11 protein-coding genes are annotated in these 21,332 nt (G+C 53.3%); 1 reads left to right on the top strand and 10 read right to left on the bottom strand.

From position 1 onward, the window contains the following. Positions 1-36: 36 nt before the first annotated feature. From CA13_RS34075 to CA13_RS34030, 10 genes are all read right to left on the bottom strand, one after another. Positions 37-3,303 carry a glycosyl hydrolase family 95 catalytic domain-containing protein gene (locus CA13_RS34075; RefSeq protein ID WP_146404742.1) on the bottom strand — a complete coding sequence of 1,089 codons (3,267 nt, stop codon included), beginning with the start codon at positions 3,301-3,303 and terminating at the stop codon, positions 37-39. A 238-nt stretch (positions 3,304-3,541) separates the two neighbouring features. Continuing rightward, a complete protein-coding gene (locus CA13_RS34070) occupies positions 3,542-5,110 on the bottom strand; it encodes a sulfatase family protein (RefSeq protein WP_146404739.1) in 1,569 nt (522 codons plus the stop codon). 42 nt (positions 5,111-5,152) lie between these two features. Further along, positions 5,153-6,637 (bottom strand): alpha-L-fucosidase, encoded by a 1,485-nt coding sequence (locus tag CA13_RS34065; protein ID WP_419195329.1) that lies wholly within the window; start codon positions 6,635-6,637, stop codon positions 5,153-5,155. Positions 6,638-6,721: 84 nt separating this feature from the next. Beyond that, the gene (locus CA13_RS34060; RefSeq protein ID WP_419195328.1) at positions 6,722-8,092 is read right to left on the bottom strand and encodes an endo-1,4-beta-xylanase; all 1,371 of its coding nucleotides are present in this window, start codon (positions 8,090-8,092) and stop codon (positions 6,722-6,724) included. Positions 8,093-8,220: 128 nt separating this feature from the next. Continuing rightward, entirely contained in the window at positions 8,221-8,505 is a 285-nt protein-coding gene (locus tag CA13_RS34055) for a hypothetical protein (RefSeq protein ID WP_146404730.1), read from the bottom strand. 11 nt (positions 8,506-8,516) lie between these two features. Next, positions 8,517-10,532 carry a DUF4832 domain-containing protein gene (locus CA13_RS34050; protein ID WP_146404728.1) on the bottom strand — a complete coding sequence of 672 codons (2,016 nt, stop codon included), beginning with the start codon at positions 10,530-10,532 and terminating at the stop codon, positions 8,517-8,519. Between the two features lie 63 nt (positions 10,533-10,595). Next, a complete protein-coding gene (locus CA13_RS34045; RefSeq protein ID WP_146404726.1) occupies positions 10,596-12,065 on the bottom strand; it encodes a sulfatase in 1,470 nt (489 codons plus the stop codon). Between the two features lie 82 nt (positions 12,066-12,147). After that, the gene (locus CA13_RS34040; RefSeq protein WP_146404724.1) at positions 12,148-14,187 is read right to left on the bottom strand and encodes a glycoside hydrolase family 127 protein; all 2,040 of its coding nucleotides are present in this window, start codon (positions 14,185-14,187) and stop codon (positions 12,148-12,150) included. A gap of 30 nt (positions 14,188-14,217) precedes the next feature. After that, positions 14,218-16,293 (bottom strand): glycoside hydrolase family 127 protein, encoded by a 2,076-nt coding sequence (locus CA13_RS34035; RefSeq protein WP_146404722.1) that lies wholly within the window; start codon positions 16,291-16,293, stop codon positions 14,218-14,220. 657 nt (positions 16,294-16,950) lie between these two features. Further along, the gene (locus CA13_RS34030; protein ID WP_419195341.1) at positions 16,951-18,537 is read right to left on the bottom strand and encodes an arylsulfatase; all 1,587 of its coding nucleotides are present in this window, start codon (positions 18,535-18,537) and stop codon (positions 16,951-16,953) included. 589 nt (positions 18,538-19,126) lie between these two features. Here CA13_RS34030 and CA13_RS34025 point away from each other — a divergent pair. Continuing rightward, a complete protein-coding gene (locus CA13_RS34025) occupies positions 19,127-20,596 on the top strand; it encodes an SDR family oxidoreductase (RefSeq protein WP_146404720.1) in 1,470 nt (489 codons plus the stop codon). Positions 20,597-21,332 lie beyond the last annotated feature (736 nt).

The raw sequence follows: 21,332 nt of genomic DNA, 5'->3' as shown, positions 1-21,332 counted from the left end.
TGTCAGTGAAAGATTGGCCGGTGCGAAGGTGAATGGCTACTTGTCCGTCTTGCTTTGCCCCAATGCATTCAGACGGTTGTCGGTGGCGAATGCCATGTTATCGAGATAGACGTGCCGTGCTTGCGATGAGACCCCTTTGCCGCCGAAGTAGTAGTTCAGCCAATAGAACTTTAGCCCCAATTTATCTGTCTTTCGCATCTGCACGTCGGTCTTGTCCAACACCAATCGCCCGTCGACCCACGCACGTAGCACACCGTCGCTTTCACCGGGCGAGTTGATCTTGCAGTACTGCTCAATACAGTACCAACGGCCCGGTACGATTTTCGCAGCATCACCGCTCCAGCGAAACGAGTCGCCGTACTTGCCTGGCATCAGTGCATGATAGGTGTAGTAGCTCATGGCCAGTGTGCCGTCGCGGTTCGTATGGATTCCGCCGCGCGCGGACCAGCCATTAAAGCCGTCCGACGGTTTGCCGCCCCAGCCTGACTTTTCCGTCCCGCCCCAACCGGGCGCCTTGCCACCATAGCCGACGAAGTCTTCGGCAAAGCAGCAATCGAACCGGGCGTACATTTCTTTGGGCCGGTAACCTAAATGTCGATCAAACATGAATTGCGGTCCACAACCATAATGCCCATCTTTGGCTATCGTCACCTGCAGCACGTTACCAGTTGATTTGCCGTGCAGCTTGAGCGGCGGAATTCCATTGATCTCGTTCGGGTCAACGATGTTCATTGAATCGCGATGACCTGCATGGTCCCAGTCCTCGAGCCAGTCGTCAGTATCGAAACCCGTGGAGTAAATGATGTCGCCACGAAGTTCGGCATCTTGATCCAATGTGTCGGCGGTGCTTTTCTGTGTTTCATCCACGTTGTTCTGAGCCGAAGCGGTCGATGTCGCTAGCGATCCATCCATGTGATAGATCTCTCCTGCCTTTAGCTCCAGCGTCTGGCTGGCATCGCGATAATGGATCTCGCAGGGACCATCCTTTCCCGCGTAGAGAACCGCCGATTTCAGTTTCCCATCGGCCCAAGTGACATCGATCTTGTGTCCGCCACGGACCAATATGCCGGTCATCGTCCCATCGGCATATTCCTCCGGCCAGCCCGGCATCAATCGAATATAACTGGGGCGTGAAAACACCAGCATCTCCATCAGAAGACGCGGCAGACTTAGGGCCGCATCCAGGTTATAGACGCCGTGGTTGGGGTTGTGGGAAGTGACGAAACTGTCTGAGAGATACTGACGCCGGGAAAACCGGTCGAGGTTCGTGCGGACCTTTTCCACATCTCGAAGCCGAGAAGCCATCAAGGCAGCATGCATCAACCCATGGGCTGAGGTCGTATCAAAGTTACATCGCTTTTCCAGGGCTACTCGCACGGCCTTATCCAGTGCCGGATTCGCTGTCGGTTCCACTAATTCCATCCCGGGATAAACAGGATACAGATGGGAGTTGTGACGGTGCGAATAGTTATCCTTGTATTGCTCGGGAATCCATTCGGCTAAGGCTCCATCTTGATTGATGCGGTAGGCAGGCAGATGGTCGTGAATCTCTTTCCACTTGGCAATGTCATCCGCGGGAAGATCAAATTGTTTGCCCAGCTCCAAAAGAATCGAAAAGGTTTCACGGGCCACTGCCACACTGAAGGTGCTGTTTTCTGTTAACCGCTCGCCACGTTTTCCACCCGGATCATTCTCTGGTGATTGACTGGGAATGACGTCGTAGATCCCGTCCTCTCCCTTGACCAAGTAATCTTCGTAGAAGAGCCCGAGTTCAAGATAGAGCGGTAGGACCTTTTCCTTCATGAAGGCATCATCGCCGCTAAGCAGAGCAAAGTCATAAAGCGGCCGAATGTTCCACCCCGTTCCTCCAACCCAATAGAGAACGGGGTGTTGGGCATGAAAATGTGTCTCATAACCCGTTTCAGGGTCCATGTTTAGAGAAGCGAGTATGCCGCGACACCCTAGGTATTTTTTCGCGTTCGCACGCCAACCCGGCAGTTGACGTTCGATGTAACCATAGTAACCCTCGGCGATCTCGGGAAGGTTTCCCATTCCGAACGAAGAGATCGCCAAGTTCACATTCGAATTGGTCGTAAAGCTTCCTCCCCAAGAGGCCCGCCAATCGGCTCCCCAAATACCTTGCAGCGGAGCCGGGTACTTTCCGCTGGTGGAAATCAGCAGGTAGCGGCCCATCGCATGGATGGCTTCCAGGAAACGAGGCGTCACGCCATTGGTGTGGATGTCTGCGAGGAGCTTTTCGGTCGATTCCTCGCGCCATTGCTTTTCGCAACCAAGGTCCAGCGTCACGCGTCGGAACATCTCTCCGTGTTTATCAGCATGCGGCTTCAGGAGTGACTCATAGTCATTGGGCAACGCTTTGAGTTCCTGTTGGATCATTTTCTTTTGTGAGACCTTGCCGTCTTCCAGTGGTTGGATTCGGATCAGGATCAAGACACGATCCGCGTCTTGGATCTGCAAAGTCTCATCGTCTTGCACCGTGGTTCCCCCAACGGTGGTGACTCGAGCGACACCCTCGTAGCCACCGCGATCCAACGCATAATCCGCGTGGTAGAAAAGCCATCCGGGGGCGGCGTCCGTGGTAATGGAGTTGAAGGCCCCATTCATCTCAACGTTCCGGTGCTTCGGTTTGTTCTTGTCGATGCGGCCCGGCCTTTCGGCCAAGCGAAGTGCCAAATTTAGTTTCTGATCTCCCGTGGCACGCAGTTCCACGACGTTGAGATTGTGTGTTTGCGATGAAAACACTCTTTGTTCGACTCCCTTGGCCGTATCCGCCCACTGCGAAAAGGCCTCTCCGGTTTCCAGGTTGAGTTGCCGTTGGTAATCCGTCGCCGGGCCAGAACTTTCGAATTGGATATCCAGATCGAAAGCGGGATGAGGGACCACTGGCCATCCGTCATTCGTAACGCCTCGGGGTTCATTTTGCTTCCGCACGGCTTCAACCGCCAACTCTGCTGCATCGGCTGGTTTTCCATCGCGAATCAGCTTTCGCACCTCCGGAAGCAAGTGGGCAATATCGGCCACGGACTCGACATCCCGGTCCCAGGCCGAGACGAACAGTTCTTCGTGGACACAGATGACGGTTTCCTTCCCAGGATGCCCCATCACCATCGTTCCGTGCCGACCGTTTCCCGTCACAAAGGCATCTCGCCAGTGGTTTGCCGGATTCTCTGACAACATTGTCCAACGACCAGGTTCCGCACCGATTGCGTGTCCCTGTGCAAGCAAGATTACTACCATGCTGCAAGCGAATAAATTCTGTCCAAACCTTGAATGGATCTTCATGTTCCTAAATGCTCTTGGTGTCTTATTCAAAAATTGAAGTTAAGTTCAGTTCCGTTTTGAGGTGCGATACCGTAGTCTCGTCTCTCTGCTTTAGATCCGTATGCCGTGCGCGAAATCGGAAGGTTCGTCTACAGCACATGCACCGATAACCCATCCTCCTTTTGCCCAAACCGCGGTTGCTCATTCGTTGGGAGCAATGGATGCTGGTTATGGTGCAGCTTCATGCCTCCAATGAGCATTATTCGTCCCAGTGTTTTTCCACGATGGCTTGGATGGCCGGATAGTCGGCATCGGTTTCGTTAAGCTCGCTGCGCTGCTTTCTCAGTTCTATCTTGAGTTCAGCGATGGTCTCTTTGTAAGCGGGGTCGTTGTATCGATTGTGCAATTCTTGTGGATCGTTTTTTAGATCGTAGAACTCCCATGTATGGGGCGTCTCTTTTTCAATGCCATAATATTGGCTGGCCCAGTAATACTTTTCAAACTCTGACTCAGGCAGGTAATGCTTGCCGTAGTAGAACAGCAATTTGTAATTCTTGGTGCGGATGCCAAAATGCGCTGGAACGTAGTGATGGATGATATGCATCCAGTAGCGGTAATATGTGGCTATTCGCCAATCGGTTTCTTCTTTTCCCTGAAGTGTTTTGATGAAGCTGCTTCCTTGCATGTACTCAGGCGTATCGCCGCCAGCCAATTCAATCATCGTGGGTGCATAGTCGGTATTGTTGACAAGAAGATCCGTGACCATTCCCGGTTTAACCATTTTGGGATAGTGCACGATGAAAGGCATTCGCATCGATTCTTCGTACATCCAGCGTTTGTCTTGCAAGTCGTGCTCGCCCAGCATCATTCCCTGGTCGCCGGTATAAAGGATGACCGTGTTCTCCCAGAGCCCTTCCGATTTGAGGAAATCAAAGAATCGTCCTAGGTTGTCATCCACTCCTTTGACGCAACGCAAGTAGGCTTTCAGGTACTTTTGATATCCCTGGTGCGCTGATTCGGGGCCTTCGAACTTGCCGTCGAGCAGCATCTCGTTGTAATTGCGATGGGTATGCCGATCGGAGATTGATGTGCCGATGTAGTGCTCTTGCGCCCCATCCTCACCACGCGTACCTGCCGATCCCCAATTTGGTTGATAGTACAAACTGGCCGGTTCGGGGATTTCCGTTTTTGCTAAAAAATCCTCATAGCGCGGAGCGTACTCAAACATGTCATGCGGGGCTTTATAGTGATGCATCAAAAAGAAAGGCTTTGATTTGTCCAATCCCTTGATGTATTCAATGGAAAGATCCGTAATCACATCCGTGGAGTGCCCTTGGGTTTGCACTTTGTTGTTTGGCCATTGGCCTTTGCCCTTATCGTGGAAGGCAGGATTGAAATACTTTCCTTGTCCCGGAAGCACCTTGTAGTAATCAAAGGCTGTTGGTTCGATGTGCAGGTGCCATTTTCCAATCACAGCCGTGCTGTACCCAAGTCGTCGTAGTTCGTTTGGCAGGTATTGTTTCTGGGGATCAAGCTGGATGTCTAAATCGAGAACGCCATTGGTTTGTGGGTATTGGCCCGTGATGATTGAGGCGCGGCTGGGTGTGCAAATGGAGTTGTTACAGAAAGCGTTTTCAAAACGAATGCCCTGTGCCGCTAATCGATCAAGATTGGGCGTTAAATCCAAATCCGCGAACCTGCCGCCATAGGCTCCAATCGCGTGGGCGGCGTGATCATCAGACATGATGAAAATAATGTTCGGTTGTTTTTCCTTTGCCCAAGCGTTGAAGCAAATGGTGACGGCTAGTATCGCTGAAAGAATTCTCATGATTTCTATTCTGTTCGTCGGATAGGATTGCGTAGGATTTCCCTACTTGGATTTCGCAAGTTCGATCTTCAGCACCACTGCGCTCTGCAGCGGTGGATCAAGGATATTGCCGATCTGCAGGCCATGGTCCGTCATGGTCCAATCGATTATTTGATCGGAGCCGAGAAGGGAAACGAATTGGATGCCTTCTAGCTCACTGTGAGTGGACGCACTTAGCGAACCAATAAGTGTCTTGCCTTCAGGTGCCTGCAAGATGGTGGCATAGATCGTATCACCTTTTTTTGTAAAGCGAATGTCGTCGCAAGTGAACTTTTCGTTTTTGTCTTCACTCAAATGACCGGTGGCGACCTTGGTAGGGCCCTCACCGTACACCTTCCAGGGACGCGTGCCGTAGATCGCTTCGCCATTGACATCAAGCCACTGGCCAATTTCTAGCAGCACTTTGGCTTGGTCTTTAGGGATACGACCATCAGCGTCGGGACCAATGTTTAGCAGCAGGCAACCGTTCTTACTGACGATGTCAACGAGATCGTCGATCAGCAGGTTGGACGACTTGGAAATCCATTCGCGACAGTAGAACCAGGAATTACTGCCGACCGAAGTATCTGTTTGCCAGAGTTCGTCCAGCATTTCATCCGACTTGCTTCGCTCCAAGTCAAGCATGTGCGTACCCTTGGGATACGAAGGGTACTGGAGGTTCTTGCTTTGCAGGACCGTTGTCACTCCGCGGTTTCGGCCGTGGTTGTAGTAATAGGCGGCTAACTTTGCGTGGTAGGGGGCAAACTCGGCATAGTCCAAACCAAAATCGAACCAAAGGATGTCTGGTTCATACCGATCGATGACTTCTTTGGTCCGCAGCCACCAAGTCGCCAAGAATTTGTCACTGGCAGGACTCAGTGGTTCATGTTGCGGAGCGTACAGATCAGCATAGGCCGGATCGCCGGTATCGTATTGAGGCTGCTGCGGGTAGTAGTGCCAGTTGAACGCATAATGGGATGAGACGCCGAAGATGAGTCCTTGCTTTTTGATCTCGTCACGTAGTTCGCCCAGCAGATCACGTTTCGGGCCAGTTTGAACAGAATTCCAACGCGTGACGGACGAATCGTACATGGCGTAACCGTCATGATGTTCCGCAACAGGGATAACGTACTTGGCTCCTGATTTAGCAAACAGATCCACCCAAGCCTTGGAGTCGAATTGTTCGGCCTTGAACAGCGGGAACAAATCCTTGTATCCAAAGTCGGCAGGGTTACCGAAAGTCTTAACGTGAAAAAGGTAAGACGGATGAGCCTTGTTTGTTAAAACTTCGCCCGTTTTGTGATGTCGTTGCACCTTGTCTTGATACATCCAACGCGGATACCAGTCCGTATGATGCCCGGGAACACAGGAAGGTCCCCAGTGTATGAAGATGCCGAACTTGCTGTCCGCCATCCATGCGGGAATTTCGTACTTGTCTAACGATTCCCAATTTGCTTGAAAGGGTTGCTGCGTAGTATCGGCACATTCGGCTGTTAAACCAACACTCATGAGTAATAAAAAACAAATGCTTCCACGCATGTATCACACCTTTTTATCTGTTCTTAAAATTTCTGATTGGTTGATATTTTTCGTTCATTCAGGCATCAAGCGAATGCGTTGGTTCGGGCTGTCGACTGTCAGATCAACGGTAGCTGCCTGGAATCCGTCCACCTGGACACGATACGTCCCGTAGAAACCCTCGAATGCGGCTTTCCCAGAGACTAGGTTTCCTTTCCATTGTGTGTGCCACTTCTCCTTGATCAAATGCCTCAGGGCAGTGTAATTCGGCTTTAGCTTGCCGTCTTCGGTGACCACTCCCGCATCCAATCCCCGTCCGCCAAGATTGTCGATCGTGAACCAACGGGAAAGTCCCTTCATGTAGGCTTTTGAAAACATCAGCGTGTAGAAGTTGGATTCCCAGGCGGCAATCTCTTCGTCGCTGATGCGAGGCTGATTGGGTTTGTTTACCTTGTTGTTTCGAGACGGCGGATTGAATTCCGTGATGACGAGCGGTTTTCCAAGCGAAGCCATCTGTTCGATGCCGCGATTGATCTCATCCATCATGAAGGTTCGCGGCCCAAACTTCGGTGTGCCTTGTTCGAATGGCATTCCGCCAACGGCATAGTAGTGTGCTTGGTAACCGATGTAATCATAGGGAGCGCCAAGGCGAATCAATTCCTTGTGATACTCAAAGATCTCTTGGAATACGGGATTGGAAACACTCCAAAGGTTGGCTTCCAAAACGACCAGCTTTGCCGTCGGAAAGTGCTTTCGGGCCAAAGCCAACACACGGGCTCCGTTTTCCGGCTTTGCCATATCCGGATACTTGGTTGTCCTCAAGTATTTGGCATGCGGATTCTGATGCCAGTACTGGTAGTTGATGAACTCATTGATGACATCCACTTCTTGGATTCGGTCGCCGTATCGCTCAGCCACATGCCGGATGCGGGTCTCGATGGCTCGCCACTGGTCTTCTTCGGTTTCAAAATGGTGTAACCAACGCGGAAATCCAAACAGCAATGCGTGGTAGCGGCTGCGCTTGCCCAACCGATCCGCAATCGCAAATCCAGCATCCGGAGATTCCCAGTCGAGTGTTCCCTGAAACTGCCACTGGTTTGTACGCCAATAGTCACAGACGATGACGGTATTGAATACCGCGTCGATGGCTTTCAACGCGGTGAGCTTTGCAGGGTTGTCGTCGCTGAGTTTATGAAAACCAAACAGGTCTGTACCAAAATCGAAATCATGGGCAACAAGCTCGATTTGCACGGATTCGTCGACTGGCTTTCCCTCCGCATCGATCAGTTCCAACGACAACTGCCCTTTGCGGATCTCGTCAATCGACTGCTCTGCCTGTTGCATCAGCGCATCCGTACGTGCGTCCGTTCCATCAAAAACGCCGGTCGCAGCCAGTGCCACGTCTCCTAAGAACAGTCCGACCATCAAATAAAGAAAACCTCTCATCGCATAAGTTCCTATTCCCCGTGGGGTTGAGTAGGGTGTACTTGTAATGGAACACAATTTTGCTGAGCAACCTGTTGATGCAAACCGAGGGTGCATGGCGAACACGCGTCCAAAAATCTGCTCCGCTTTCACTCGAAAACGATGGGCGTTTCCGTAACAACACCAGGCGGGAACGACGAAGTGATTGGGACGCCACGGGGCCGGACTGGGTTGCTTGGATTGCTGAAGGCGGTTGCGTCAACTACGCGAGCACCCATATGGAATCGAGTCGTCGCGAAGCCTTTCTCCTTGGTACGGGTTTTCGGATCGCCACGAACCGAACCCAACGTTTCCTCTGCCATGTTGGCTGCCAGAGCTTGTGTCGAAGTAAGGCATAGCCCCGACAATGCGAGTCGTAACACAAGCTTCGTCATGGTATCTCTTCTCACTTTCCATCCATTCTTTTGAGGTGAGGTTCGGTCAGGTGGAACTCGCCGCTCGAATCGGTCGGAAGACTAAACCGCAGACGTGTCTCGTTCTCAAACGCTTCCTTGACGTCAAACTCAATCCCATGCTCGCGCCATTCCGATGACAGGGGGACGTTGACTCCTTTCATGACACCGCGCCAACCATCGGCGACATCGAACCGCACGGTTTGCCCCTTCGTGCCTTTGACGCGACACGAAAACCAATAATGGCCGGGATCGAGCTTGCCGTGGTTAAAGAACCTGTAGTTGAGATTGCTTCCCCTGCCGTAGTCGCCTATCACGCTGAGCACTTTTCGTGCATCAGGGCCGTCGAGCGAGCCGTCCTCGCTGACTCGTTTTTCGATGGTGTCAGACCGCCTGACCAGTTCCCAATAACGCCGCGGATTGATCAATTCCACTTTTGGATCGGGCTGCCAACGAGGCATGGGCGTGACCTTTGGCACAGGCGGCGGCTGAACGGCCAGAAGTTCCGCTGGGACTTGGTAAGTAAGCGTGCGGTCGAAAGCGGGGCTATCGAAGGCAACATTCTTTAACGCCGTGTCCCGCGGTGTCGCGCCGACACCGATGACCCCGAACGGATGCCAGCCCCCGGCGATGTAGTTCTGAATCGCAAAACGAACGCTCGGTACCATGCCGCCTTCACGGTCCAAGATCCCGATGGCGAGGATGTACTCACCCGGCGTCAGTTCCACAGGAAGCGCAGTACGTCCCCGCGCATCGTGCTGCTTTGCCGTAGTTCGATAGGCATCGGCTTCGCTGTCCCAGTCTTCACCGGGAAGCCACTTGCGAACATCAATTCCGTCAAGCGGCGCCGACCATACCGGTTTTCTTGTCACCGGATCGAGAAGGGCAACAGCCACGGGCCAGTTCAAGTAGAACGGCGCACTGCCGGTATTCCGAACAGACATCCTGAGAGACAGATCCGCACCGGGAAAGCACTTCGCAGGGTAATTCAGCGAGTCGATCACGAATCGATAACCGAATGCCTTTTGTACTTCGCCAGCGCCTTTGAGCACAGTCGCATCGGCGGACGTGTAGCTGGAGATCCAACCGAGATAGGTCGCGTGATAGCGACGGATCTTATCGATCATGTATCGGCGATAGGCGGGCACCGTCATCGTCTCATCGGGCGTCCGCCCAAAGGTCCCTTCAGGGTCAGCGTCTTTGCGTTCTTTTTGCCAGTTGTATTCGACTTCGCCCTCGATCGGCGCGTGCTTCCAGATGTCGGGATACACGTGCGTTGCCTGCCAGGGGAGCTGATGTTTGTCCCCGTGTGGTGGCTCGCGGCTCACATTGGCAAAAGTGTCATAGTAGATCCCGAACCCAGTATCCATAAATTCCGCATCGGTGTGCCTGACCAGAATCGGCTTGTTCTTGAACGCCTTTTTGAACGCGTCCACCATTAGGCGTCGCTGTGATTTAGTCGGCGCCGGTGTGTGATGTTCGCCCCAATAGCCGATCAATCCCATCTGGATCGCGAAGATGCGCGGATCGTTGTCCCATGCCTCTCCGAGCTTTGCGATCAGACGCTTTAGACGCTGTTGGAACTCGGGGCTGTCGTAATCGAATTCCGCCATGTCAGCAGGCCAGTGCTGCTTGGGACGCTTCGCCGTGCCCAGCGTACCGTCCCAGTCCAGGTACACGCGTGGAACCAGTTTGATATTCAGTTCACCAAAACTCTTGTTTCCGTGCCGAGTGATTTCGTTGGTGCGAGCGATGATGCGATCCACGGTGTCATCGGCACTGAGTTCAATGCTGTTCCAACCGATGTATTGACGATGCAGCAGCCCGTACCCGTCGCTGTGATAGCCACGGAATCCTTTGAGTGGATTGTTGATGGCTCCCTCAAACTCGTTCGGCTTGACCGTTACCCAGTCGTCGTCTCCCATCACATCGGTTGTCATCACATCGGTTGTCATCGCATCAGTTGCCATCGCCAATGCAATCCCGATACACAGCAGCACGTTTCTCATGTTGAATACTCCTAAACCTGTTGAAAAAAAACGCTGCCCCAACGCAGGGACGCAGGCTCGCTTTCAATCAGGGTTTTCTGGTGATTTTGGCTCGTCGGTTTTCGGGACAAATGCCTTCAGACGCGACTTGATCCCGTCGTGTTCCGAGTTGCCGATCAGGTTGGTCCACTCCATGGGGTCATCACGGTGGTCGTAAAGTTCCTCGGCGCCTCGTTGACGATTGCTGATATAGCTATAGCGTCCGTCGTAGACGCGGTAGAAACCGGGCAAACAACCATTGGTTAGTGTCGGATGGTTCCACTGCATGTTGGGATCGCGAAGCAGCGGAGCGAAACTGTGGCCGTCGTTCACAGAGTTTTCTGGTAAACCGCAAAGCTCAACCAGCGTCGGATACATGTCGATTAAGTTCACCAGGCCCATGCACTGTTTGTTCTTTGGTGTAACACCGGGAACCTTGACCATCAGGGGAACTCGGCACGATTCTTGCCACAGCTGAGTCTTCCCGTATCGCTGCTTCTCGCTCAGAAACCAGCCATGATCGCCCCACAGCATTACGATGGTGTTGTCGGCATGTTTGCTGCCCGCAAGTCCATCCAGCAAGACGCCGATGCAGTCATCCACGAAAGTGATCGTGGCCAAGTACGCTTGCACGGCTTCCTTGTGTTTGCCGTATTTCTCGGCCCGCAGCCATGACGCACTTGGGGAATAGATTCGTTTCCCATTGCGGTCGAGGATATCATCCAAATCCGTCGCTAACGTCTTTGGCAACACGATCTCATCCAAGGGATACATGTCGAAGTATTTTTGCGGGACGTACCAAGTCAGGTGCGGCTTGCTGATTCCGATCGCCATGAAGAACGGTTTGCCGTCGAAGTCGCGCGTCTTCAATTGTTCCGCGGCCCAACTTGCAGTCCTGTAGTCCAACATTTTGGTTTCATCGTTCTCGGCCGTTGGCCCCCAGTCGAACGCGTGGTAGTGGTACGAAACCTTCTCACCGGGCAAATTGGGCAAACCATTGACGGGCCTTTTCTTACTCGCCGGACCGATGCCGCCAAGAGTTTTGTGATACTCGTCGAAAGCCCACTGGCCCGCGTCTGACTTCTTGTTCCCTGTGTCGCCGGGAAGCGGATGTTTGTGAAAGATCTTCCCCATCGACAGCGCGTGGTAACCGTGCTGACTGAAATACTCGGGCAAGGTCACCAAGTCCTTTGCCTTGGGGGCGTTCTTCAAATTGTTCTTGTTGCCGTAAACACCAGTCTTGTGAGCATGCACTCCCGTCAACAACGCCGATCGCGATGGACAGCAGACCGTGGCCGGCGCGTACGCATTGGTCATCACCAACCCGCCCTCGGCAGCAAGCTTATCGAGGTTTGGCGTCTTCACTTGCGGATTGCCACCAAAGCAGCCAACCCAGTCGTTCAGGTCGTCGATCGCAACAAAGAGCACGTTAGGCTTTTGTGATTCCGCCTGAACCATCCCTGTCGCGAAAATAGACAGCAACAGTTGTATGACGATGAAAGCAGGTCTTCTCATGGTAGAACTCTCACAGTATTCAGCTTTTGTCTCGATCAGTATTGAAAAACGAACCACAATGATCAGGCGAGATCGCATCAAACTATTGCACTTCCAAAGGAAGCCAGGCAGTCATACCGCCTGGGCCACGGTTGGCCCACGCAAAGTACGGAATCATGCGGATTGGAAACTCGGTCAAGGAAGTCGAACTCAACGGACGGTACAACTCGTTATCCCACGGACGCTCATCAAGATAGAGCGCGTTGCCTTCCAGGACTTGAATACCAAAGGGTAAATCCGAAGCCGGAGCCGATTTTAATTCAATATCCGCTGGAATACGAACATTGTTTATGTCCTTGTCCTTCGGCACATCTTTTGATTCCACGCAATAGAGCAGCGGTCCATGCATGATCGCGACCTGGTTACGCAGCTGTTCTGCTTTTGGATGCGCGGTCATCAAACGCGTCTCCATCGGTAGATCTAGCTCGATGCGGTCGCCGGTATTCCACTTGCGTTTCAAATAGAGGTAACTGCCAGCCGTTGGAGTATTGGCTGCCGGTTCTCCATTGACCGTCACAGCCGCATCGCTCGCCCAACCTGGAATTCGGACACGGATCGCAAACGGATCGGATGATGCGACTGACTTTATCTTGAGAACCACTTTCCCACTCCATGGAAAAGCCGTTTCCTGTGTGAGCTTCACCACACTGCCGTCAGCCAGCTTTCCTTCAAAGGTGTTTCCGCCATAGTGATGCACCCAAAGTCCCTGGTCATCAATGCTGTAAAGGTAAGTATGCAATTGCGCGAGCGTTCGCAGTAAATTCGTCGGACAGCAGATGCGTTTGCGTCCCGGCAGTACGCGCTGGGGTAGGAAATTATGGCCACCGACCAGATCGGAATAGTCCTGATCAAGACGCAGCGAATTGCGATAGAACCAGCTTTCACCATCAAGCCCGATCCCAGCCAGAAAACCATTGTAGAGTTCCAGTTCCATTAGGTCCGCGTACTTGGCATCACCGGAAATCGCCAGCATGCGGAAATTCCACATGAAGTTACCGATTTGGCCGCAGGTTTCGTTATACGAGTCGGCTGCCGGTAGGTCGTAGGAAGCGCCCACGGCTTCGACCACGGGGTCCTTGCCAAGCGACAACCCACGCCCCACCGGACTGACGCCACCGTTGATACACATCTTTGTCCGTGTCAGGTCATGCCATAGTCGATCCAGCGGTTCCCGCAAAGTCTTGTCACCGGTTTCCATGTAGACATCCGTTGCACCGGCGAAAAGATAAGTGAAGAACACGTTGTGCCCCACGACCTGCGTCGACCTTCGCAGCGGCACGCGGTCCTGAATCAAGTCTGTCCCGATGATCCCCGGACCTTTGCTGAAGATCCCACCTTGCTTTGGCCGCGTTCCGCGGCTGTCCACGATCAGCTTCGCGCAGTCGAGATATTTCTTCTGACCAGTCTGCCGATACATCTCCACCAATCCCATGATCGCCGAAGGATTGTGCGCGTACGAAGGCCATACTTTTTCGCCTAAGTTTTCGCACAAGAAATCAGCGTTGCGGATAGCGATCTTCATCAGCGAATCTTTCCGCGTAATGCGTTGATGCATACACGCCGCGGTCAGCAAATGCCCCATCGAGTAAACTTCATGCTCGCGAGGATTGGTGAAACGCTCTTTTTTCTTCGCCGTAATCTGTGTGGCGATGTAGCCGTCTTCTTGCTGGGCTGCGGCGATCAACTCGATTGCTTCATCCATCCGCTCCATGATCCACGGATCAGGATTCTTCGCGTAGACACTCGCAGCAGACTCAATCCATTTATAGAGCCACGCATCCTGCCAATCCGTGCCCGCGTGCTCGCCCTGCCCGCCAGCAGCGGCGCGAAAATTGTCCAGCACGTGACCTGCATCCGGATCAGCCGCCAGTTGCCAAAGCCGGCGCAGAGTGATGCTGCATGTTTGATCGTAGCGATCCGCCCAGAAGCCATCGGTCCAGTTGACGGACTCAAAAGCAATCGGACGCATCTTCGCGTGCGGGCTAGCGTGCATGTCGACTAGGTAGGCGTCCTCTGCACTGGCCGATCCTGTCATCGCAATCATTCCAACGCACAACAATATTTTGTACATGCATTTTCTCATCGATATTTGGGTTGTTTTTTACGGATTTCGTTATCGTGCCAACGGCAGCCAGACGCTCATCTTCGGCTCTTCACGGTTATTCCAGCTGTAGTATGGAATCAATTCCACGTTCACGGACTCCATCCGCTGGTCTGTGATGTCAACGTATTGGCCGACAATTGCTTTTTCTGGATCCGGCATCGCTTTGGCAGTTGTCTTTAGCACCGTCACTCCACCAAGCAGGTCCGATCGGAACTCCGGTTCAAACATTGCGCCCGCATCCATCGCAATCTGTTCGAAAGCGACATCGCCTTTGACATCGTTCGACTCAAGGCAGTAGACAACCGGGCCTCGTTTGACGGCAACCTGATTGCGGAACTGTTCGGTACGTGGATGGCCCGCCAACAGACGCGTCTTCATTTCCAGGTTGAGCTCGATTGTATCGCCCGCTTTCCACTCTCTCGCAACCTTGGCATAGCTGCCAGGCTTCGTTGCAAGCGACATCGACTTGCCATTGACCTGGATGGATGCCTTGTTCGCCCAGGCTGGAATCCGCAACTTCAAAGCGAGCGCACGATCAGGAGCATCTTGAATCGTCAGCTGGATCTTGCCGTCCCATGGATAGTTTGTGGTCTCTTTGAGCTTCAGCCCCAACGTTTTCAGACTAGCATCACAATCCGCGTAATGATGCAGCCAAAGCGTGTCTTCGGAGGTCGAGAAGAGATAGCCCTGATAGGCTGCGACGTGACGCAAGACATTGGTCGGGCAGCAAATATGCCTTAATCCCGGCACATGACGTTCGTGGTAGTCATGGCTCCAGAGTTCATGTTCCTTGCCATGCCAGCGCAACGGATTGGTGTACGACCATTGTGCGCCGTCAAGCTCGACGCCGGAAAGAATCGAGTTGTACCAACTCAGCTCCATGATCTCAGCGTAGCGTGCATCGCCGGTAGCCTGTAGCATGCGCCAATTCCACATCATGTTACCGACCATCCCACAGGTTTCGTTGTAGGCATTGTGATTGGGCAAATCGTACGGCGTGGTGATTCCTTCGTGAATAGGTTCCCAGCGACAAACCTGCCGCTCGCCTTCGACGAAACTGCGTGTGACCGATCCTTTGTGAACAGGGCTCACGCCGCCGGTGATGTACATCTTCTTCTCCGTCAGGTCAGCCCATAGCCGCTCTAGTGCAACCAGTAGTGACTTGTCACCTGTTTCCATATACACGTCGGTCGCGCCGGCATACAGATAGGTGAAGAAAACCGCGTGTCCGACGACTTCTTTTTCACGCCGTAGCGGAATGAAATTCTGGTACAGATCTCGACCGCCCTGATAGTTATCGATCGGTCCCCACGGTGGCCGACCCCAGTTGGGAAAATTCGCGTTCCCTTTGTAAGTTGAACCTCGCAAGTTGACGATGTGACGTGCCAAGTCGAGGGCATCCTGATTTCCAGTGGCACGATAGAGTTCCACAGCCCCCATGATGATCGATGGATTGAGCGGGTATTCCCACATCACATCGGCGTGTTCCTTGAATTGTTGCAGGCAGAAAGACGCGGCCCGATTGGCAACGTCGACAAGTTCGGTTTTTCCCGTAAAGCGGTGATGGACTGCGGCGGCAGCGAAAAGGTGACCCATGTTATAGAGTTCATGGTTGTCCGGTTGGATCCAGCGCTGCGTGAACCTACCCGCAGTCACCTGAGTTGCGAGGTAGCCGTCATCCTCTTGTGCCCCAGCAATGATCGGAACGATAGAATCCATCCGACGCAAGAGCGTCTGGTCACCCGTCGAGGCGTACACATAGCAGGCAGCTTCAATCCACTTGTAGACCCACGCATCCTCCCACGCCACGCCTTGGTGTTTGCCTTGCTTCAATCCCGCGGCGATCTGAAAGTTTTTCAGGGCGTAACCGTCTTTTTCATTCGTTGCTCTCTCCCAAAGCACTTGCAAAGAAACCTTGCGGTTGACCTCTTGTCGATCCCTCCAGAATCCGCCCGTGATAGTGACTTCATTCAGTCCCACATTTTGCATTTTCGCGTGGGGGCTGCCATCAATGCGAATCAAACTCGTATCGGCGAAGCACTGCCCGGCTATCAGAAAAGCTAGGCCTGCAAAAAGAGTTTTCATCGCATTGATTCTAGGATGGGTGGGACGTTTGGCGGGGGGATATGAACAATGAGGCAGTCAACGAACGCTTCAACCGTGAAGACGCCAAGCCACGAACGATCAGAGTGCTATTATTCGTGTGACTTTGCGATGTCCACTGTTTTGAAGGAGTCGGCTCGACCGGGGGACCGCCTTTTAATAAGTTATGATTATAACACAATAAGATGCTTCAGTGGATCAGCATACCGAGTGTTGGAAACTTGACAAATTTGGGGAAATCAGTGCGGACAGATAGGCATCGATATTGGGAACGGTGTCCGTTTGACAGGGCGGGTACACACCGAAACAGGTTGATTCGGTGATCGTCAAGTTTGCCGAAACGCATCGCAGAAATGATTGGTCCGAGACCGGAGGAGGCGGTTCCGCGATTTCGATTGAACTCAGCGAAATGAGCTGCCAGATTGTTTCGCTTGGCTTGTCTGCAATCAAGAACGCTTACATCCGATGCTGGAAAGCCTCATGTTGTCCCTCATGATCATGACGATGCTGGGACGCTCTGCCGCCGCGGCGAACTTGGCCGTCATGAAGCTTTCCGGGAATGTGAGAATCGCCAAATTGTCTGTTCCCAGCATCGTGACTATCGATAACTCTGTGACCTGTTCCTATGGACCAATGTTTTTAGTCCTCTTCACGCGTCACATCGCGAAGGAACTGGTCTCGCATTTTGGTCCAACGAGACTCCATGGCCTTCACGCGTTCGGGTTGGGCTGACGCGAGGTCGTTTTGTTCGGCGCGGTCGTCGGCAAGGTTGTATAGAGACCAAATCACATCGTCCGTCTCGTTGGCAGCTGCCTTGGACTGTGCCCATGGAAACTCGCGAGAAGCATTGGAATGGACAATCTTCCAATCGCCTTTCCGCAGGGCGCGGTTGCCTTCGTGGTAGAACCAAAGTTCTTCGTGCAATGCCACTTTGTCGCTCAAAAATGCGTGCTTCAAGTTCTTGCCACTGATCGGAGGCCCGTGGATGTTTCGGCGTTCAACTCCGGCGAGATCCAAGACCGTTGGTGCTATGTCGATGACGTGGGCCAATGTGGATCGAAACTCGTTTCTGGCCGCGATGCCTTTTGGCCAGTGAACGATGAATGGGGTAGAGATTCCGCCTTCATGAACCCAGGTCTTATGTCGTCGAAACGGAGTATTCGCGGCGCTGGAAAACCCCGGTCCCAAGCACAAATAGGTCGCGGCAGACCCCGGTGCAGCCAACGGGTCATGCCCCTCGCCTCGCACCATGATCTCGGCACTCGCCCCATTGTCGGAGAGGAACAAGATCAGTGTGTCCTCCATCGCTTCCATCGAACGCAGTTGGCTAAGAATCCGACCGATTTCGCGGTCCATCCTATCGATCATCGCCGCGTGGATCGCCATCTTGGTTGCCTGAAAACGCTGTTGTTCTTCCGTCAACTCCTTCCACGGCAAAGGCCGGTTGAGTTCGCCCGTTCCGAGCAACGCAATCTGATCCGGGAATGCGTACGGTGGCCCAACATTCGGTTCCAACGGAGACAGTTTCGCAGAGGTGATTCCCAGCCTCCGCTGACGCTCGTGTCGCTCTGCCCTCAGGACATCCCAGCCTTGAAGGTAGCGATCACGATAACGGTTGATGTCTTCGGGCAACGCATGTAGCGGGAAATGAGGAGCATGAAAGGCGACATATTGAAAGAACGGTTTCTTTGAATAATTCGCTGCGTGATCTTTCAAGCATTCAATCGCGTGGTCAGCGGTCGCCGTCGTACGGTAGAAATCCGGATTACGGTTCTTTCGCTTGATCGAATCAAAGAATCCGGGGCCAAGCGTGGCATCGTCGGAGCGATCAAATCCATTCGCCGTCGGTTTGCCGTCCACGTGCCATTTTCCAGAGTGGTAGTTGCGGTAACCCGCCGGGCGCAAATATTCCGCTATCGTTCGAGCCCAGGTTGGACGTATTCCGCGACCCCCAAACCCTTTGGTAGCACCGGGCATTGCGTCCCTGCGGATTTGCTGCGGGTAGTAACCGGTCAGCAGCGCCGAACGCGTGGGCCAGCACCGTGCGGTGTTATAGAACTGTGTAAATCTCAATCCGCCAGCGGCCAGACCGTCCAGGTTCGGCGTCGCGATCTCGCCTCCATAGCAACCCACATCCGAGTAACCTAGGTCATCCGCGATGATGACAAGAACATTCGGTGGCGGAGTCGCCGCATGACTGATCGAAATCATGGCGGTTGAAATCATGGCGGTCGAAATCATGGCAACCCAAGCGGCCACGATCAAACTCGGTGTCAAAAACATTTGAATGCGTGGTTGCATTTGCTCTTCCGCTGAGTGAATGGTGAGTTGTTTGTCGAATTGATAATCGAAGCATCGTTGTTGGTTCATGGCGTCTCATCGAGCAGGCCGTGGCGCTGGTCGATGTTCGGAGTTTCCTTTCCTTCAGATAGCTTCGTATTGTAGGCAATTTTTTTGTTGGCATGGCCTTACGCAAAAATGGCCCCAACTTGTTGCTATCGAGACTGCTTGGCGGTTCTTGCCATTTGGGAATCGGTCCGGGAGGACCATCGCCGTCTGTCCACAGGGTGGCCTTCGCGATTGTGGTAGGGAACTATTGAACGGGGCCTCGATGAAAGCCCTTCAATTTGCCGATTGGACGCTTTTGCTGCTCGTCGCGGCGAAAATCCGATGATTTTGGTTTATGATCCGCTGCTGCTGCGGCGGTTTTTGCTAGTCAATTGGTATCGGACACTCTCTTGATATCAACGGATCAAGCCTTCGATAAATTAGCCGACCGTTACAACCTTTGGTCAAATATACAGGTTCACGACGTATGAACGAACAAAACTCATTGGTGCTGTTGACGGGCGCAACCGGGTATGTGGGTGGTCGCTTGCTGCCACTATTGGAGAGACGTCAATCTCTCCGCGTGCGATGCATGGCACGATGTCCGGAGAATATCGCCCCTCGCGTCGCAGAGGGCACGGAGATCGTCCGCGGTGACGTGCTTGACGCTGGTTCGTTAGCGTCTGCTCTGGAGAATGTTGACACAGCGTACTATCTCATTCATTCCATGGGGGCGCCGGGGGCGTTCGAGCAACAAGATCGCGATGCTGCGAAAAACTTTGCCCAAGCCGCACGCAACGCTGGAGTGAAACGGATCATTTACCTTGGCGGACTGGGTGACGACGACGAAAACCTGTCAACGCATCTGAGGAGTCGTCATGAAGTAGGCGAGTTACTCCGGGACTCCGGTTGCCAAGTGATTGAGTTTCGGGCGTCAATCGTGATTGGCTCGGGAAGCCTTTCATTTGAACTTGTGCGAGCGTTGGTTCAACGGCTTCCCGTGATGATCTGCCCAAAGTGGGTGAGCGTCCAAACGCAGCCGATTGCGATCGAAGACTTGTTGCAGTACCTAGTTGAGGTACTCGATTGGGACGGTACCCAAAGCCGCATCTTTGAAATCGGTGGCCCCGACCAGGTCAGCTACGGCGAGATCATGGGTGAGTATGCGAAACAACGCAACTTGCGTCGATGGTTCATTTCAGTTCCCGTGTTGACGCCGCGACTGTCGAGTCTTTGGCTTGGATTGGTTACCCCCGTCTATGCACGCGTCGGGCGAAAGCTAGTCGACAGTCTTCGCAACCCGACCGTCGTCAAAAATACATCGGCGTCCGATGAGTTCACCGTGCGGCCTCGGAACTTAGCTGAGGCGATCAAGCGAGCCATGGCGAACGAAGACAGCGACTTTGCTGATACACGCTGGTCGGATGCTCTCTCCTCATCGAGAGGCGTCATGACTTGGGGCGGAACCCGGTTTGGAAACCGGATTGTCGACTCACGCTCGGTCACGGTGTCGGCCACCCCCGAGAATGCCTTTCAACCCATTCGTCGAATCGGCGGAAAGCAAGGCTGGTACTACGCTGACTTTTTGTGGACGATCCGCGGCTGGATAGATCTGGTCTGTGGCGGTGTCGGGAGACGCCGAGCCAGACGTGACCCGGAAAACGTGCAGGTAGGTGAAGTTTTGGACTGGTGGCGTGTCGAGGATTACCAGCCAGATCGGCGATTGAGGTTAACGGCGGAGATGAAAGTTCCGGGGCGAGCCTGGCTCGAATTTGACGTACAACCGTGCGAAGCAGGTTCCACCATTCGCCAAACAGCAATCTTCGATCCTGTGGGTGTGCTCGGGCTTGCCTATTGGTATGGAATCTACCCGCTGCACGCCATGGTCTTCCGAGGCATGCTCCGCCGCATTGCTGAGGCAGCGGAAAAGTGTCACCGAGATTGCATGACCAATTGATAAGCAACATATTCTTCCTCATTCGGTAGAATTTGCCTTTCGGGGTCGAAACTTACTGCCCCGGTTGTTGTTCGTTAACCGCGCCGCTCAAGTAACAGCCGATGGCAGATTGATTGAATGAAAGTGACCACGGAAGGGCCTTTCTTTCGGCCGAGCGGGCGGGATTCTTTTTTTACGAAATGATTTGAAAACACTATTTGGGACGAATGTATCGACGGTGACGATCAGTTGGTGTGTACTGGATGAATGTGCAATGCTGGCCGAATCATTGGAACTAAGGACCCGCACGTCTGATCCATTTGCCCTGCGAGATTACGGATGAAATCGACACGAATTCGAACTTGGCCATGTTCCCGATTGGCTTCCTGCTTGATTGCGCTGGCGACATCTCAATCGTCCGGAGAGGGTCTGTTTGAGTTCTGTGACGACCTGGGGAAATCTGCCTGCTGTCAACGCGATCCTAGGGAAGAACGGATCGAGACCGAACGACATGACTTCACCCAGTCAGCCACCACCGTCGGTCGTGGGGTCGTGCAGATCGAATCGATGACTTGGCCAGCGTCAGGATCGGACTCCGCCGAGTACTCATGATTGGGAGCGGAGTCGACGTCGGCGGAAGAGCGGTTGGATGAGTCCGATCGAGATTGACGAAAAGAACGATGCGGTCGGACCGTGTGTCGATCCATCAGGTCGGCGGGCAAGTACCAAGGGTTTCTTGGCGGTCTCGATGTCTCGT

Origin of the sequence: Novipirellula herctigrandis, assembly GCA_007859835.1 — a bacterium.
GTDB classification, from domain to species: domain Bacteria; phylum Planctomycetota; class Planctomycetia; order Pirellulales; family Pirellulaceae; genus Novipirellula_A; species Novipirellula_A herctigrandis.
The sequence above is the reverse complement of the archived record's forward strand: the minus strand, read 5'-3'. Positions and strand labels throughout refer to the sequence as shown.